General features: G+C 33.9%; 2 protein-coding genes. One reads left to right on the forward strand and one right to left on the reverse strand.

Going from position 1 to position 3,006, the window contains the following annotated elements:
• Window positions 1-74 precede the first annotated feature (74 nt).
• Complete coding sequence (locus JGH11_RS19545) at window positions 75-1,868, forward strand: glycoside hydrolase family 15 protein (RefSeq protein WP_201114574.1); 1,794 nt, start codon at window positions 75-77, stop codon at window positions 1,866-1,868.
• Window positions 1,869-1,976: 108 nt separating this feature from the next.
• Here the strand turns inward: JGH11_RS19545 and JGH11_RS19550 are convergent, their stop codons facing one another.
• Window positions 1,977-2,849: an AraC family transcriptional regulator gene (locus JGH11_RS19550; RefSeq protein ID WP_201114575.1), complete on the reverse strand. Its 873-nt coding sequence runs from the start codon at window positions 2,847-2,849 to the stop codon at window positions 1,977-1,979.
• Window positions 2,850-3,006 lie beyond the last annotated feature (157 nt).

Here is a 3,006-nt window from a genome sequence, read left to right on the forward strand (position 1 = left end):
AGTATGTTTAATCCAAACAAGGGCTATATTGTAGCATAAAGTACGCAAAAAACTTTAAAGAAAAAAAATATAATATGGATAATCTAAATTATGGAGTTATAGGAAACTGTAAATCGGCAGCTTTAATTTCCGAAAAAGGCAGTATCGATTGGCTATGTATACCTAGCTTTGATTCGCCATCTGTATTTTCTAAAATTCTGGATGAAAAATCGGGAGGAAGTTTTGCTTTTCTCGTATCCGATGATTATATATGCTCTCAAAGATATCTTAAAGGAACAAATATATTATGTACACAATTTATTTCCGAGGAAGGAGGCTTTGAGATACTTGATTTTATGCCCAGATATAGGACGTTGAAAATGGATTATTTTTTTCCGTCTGAGGTTTATCGATATATTCGTCCGTTAAAGGGTAAACCTCGTTTTCGGATCAAATATGAACCTGTAATGAATTATGCCAAAGAAACGGCAACTCATCGCAAATTTCAAGATTATATAAAAACATCTTCCTGTGAGAATTTTAAAGATAATATGTATTTATATTCGAGCCTTGATTTTGATGCTATACTAAATAGTGAGGAAATAGTTCTTGAAAAAGAAGAATTCTTATTATTATCATACGGACAAAAGCTCATATCTATAGATATTGATCGTGTTTATCTGGAATATCAGCGTACTAAAGTTTATTGGCTGAACTGGAATAATCGTTCGCGTAAGTTTGTCAAATATAATGATATTATCTCTCGTAGCCTACTAATATTAAAATTGATGTCTTATCAAGACTCGGGAGCTGTAATTGCCGCAATTACTACCAGTATACCCGAGACTATAGGCGAAGTACGCAATTGGGACTATCGCTTTTGTTGGATTAGAGATGCCTCCATGTCGATAGAAACATTGTTGAGAATGGGGCATTTATTTGCTGCGAGGCGATTTATGGGATTTATAAAAAGAATATTGAAATCAAAATCAGACTCTTTTCAGATTATGTATGCCATTGATGGTAGCCGTATACTAAGAGAGGAAATACTGGATCACCTGCCGGGATATGAAAATTCTCAGCCTGTGAGAATTGGAAATGCGGCATATAACCAACGTCAAAATGATTCGTTAGGTTATTTGATGGATGTTATTTACAATTACTATAAATACTTTCCTGGAACATTGGACGAAATAGAAGAGATGTGGGAGGTGGTGAAAAATATAGTTAAAACGGTGTCTGTAGAATGGAGGAACCCAGATCAGAGTATATGGGAATTCCGTAATACCGAAAAACATTTTGTGTTTTCAAAAGTGATGTGCTGGGTAGCCTTAAACAGAGCTGTTAGTATTGCTGCTTTTTTAGGTAAATCAGATTATGAATCTGAATGGCAAGACCAATCTGAAGAAATTAAAAATGATGTATTAATAAATGGATGGAATGAAGAAATTCAAAGTTTTACACAAGCATATGATAATTGTGATATGGATTCGTCGTTGCTATTAATGGAGCAATATGGATTTATTGAGGCTGATGATGAAAGATTTGTTAAAACAGTAAAACGGATTAAAGAAGAATTATTTCACAACGATTTAATGTATAGATACAAGACCAACGACGATTTTGGGTTACCTTCGTCTTCATTTACTATATGCACATTTTGGCTTATTCGGGCCTTATTCGTTATAGGGCAGAAAGAAGAGGCTTTAGAAATATTTGAAAAATTGCTTACTTATTCTAATCATCTAGGACTATTTAGTGAAGATCTGGATTTCGATTCGAAAAGGCAATTAGGAAACTTCCCTCAAGCATATTCTCATCTGGCACTTATTAATACTGCTATGTTATTTTCAGAAGAGAAAAGATTTTCACGATTTGTAAGGCCATGATCTAAACTTTTTGTTCGAGAAGGTTGGTGACTGTATCTCTTATCTTTTGATAACTCTATATCCCGATTTTTCCAGAGAGGTTATTGTTTATTGATCTGGGTGAAATAATTAAAACTTTGTCATAATCTTTTGAATATTCATTCTATATTCAGATGGGGTCTGACCTTTCTTTTTCTTGAATATGCGATTGAAATTAGAAATATTATTAAAGCCAGACGAGTAACAAACCTCTGCTACAGTATGGGTTGTTTCGAATAATGTTTTAGCTGCATGTCCTATCCTGATATCATTCAGGTAGTCGATAAAACTCCGATTGGTTCTCTTTTTGAAAAAGTGGCTAAATGCCGATTCCGACATGCCAACGCTTTCGGCAACAGCAGAAAGCGTAATATCCTCCTGAAAGTGCTCTTGTATATAGGCTATTACTTTGTTTATTCGTCGGCTTTTCGATTCCCTGATAGCAACATCCATTTTACTGTGACCTTCCAATAAGAATCTTTGATTGGGAGAAACAGATAAAAGATAGAGAATCCTGAAAAATTCCAGAGCCGATTCCACACCTTGTTTATATGATAGATTGAGTAAAGTGTCTTTCATCATCACCTTGGTCTCATCAGAAAACTCTATACCGTAAAACGAATTGGTGAATAATTCTTTTACCGGGTGAAATATCTTTTTGTTTATAATAGGATATTCCAATGTCTCTTTATGGAATTGTATTGTCACCACATGAGCATTACCATTATCATTCTCGCTTACCCAACGATGAGGTATGTTAGGGCCAACCATGACCAAATCAAGGTCTCCGTATTCAGAAACACAATCCCCAACGATTCTTTTTCCTCGGCTGTTCAACACAAGGTTAATTTCATAATCAGAATGAAAATGGGCCGCATAATCAAATCTTGCATTAGGATGGTTTAATACGATGAATAAATCCTCTTCGCCGATGGGGGTGATTTCTCTTTGTACATATTTCATGGTAGTAGTTTTTTACAAATATAGAAATATATTCAAAAAAGTACAATTGATTGCAAAAATAATATATGTATTTAATTAATTGATTGTGATTGTTTTATATTTATATTATGCCTTTTTGTTCAAAAAAGTATCACCTTTTAGCGTCATAATATTACAA

Origin of the sequence: Dysgonomonas sp. Marseille-P4677, from assembly GCF_016652235.1 — a bacterium.
Taxonomy (GTDB): domain Bacteria; phylum Bacteroidota; class Bacteroidia; order Bacteroidales; family Dysgonomonadaceae; genus Dysgonomonas.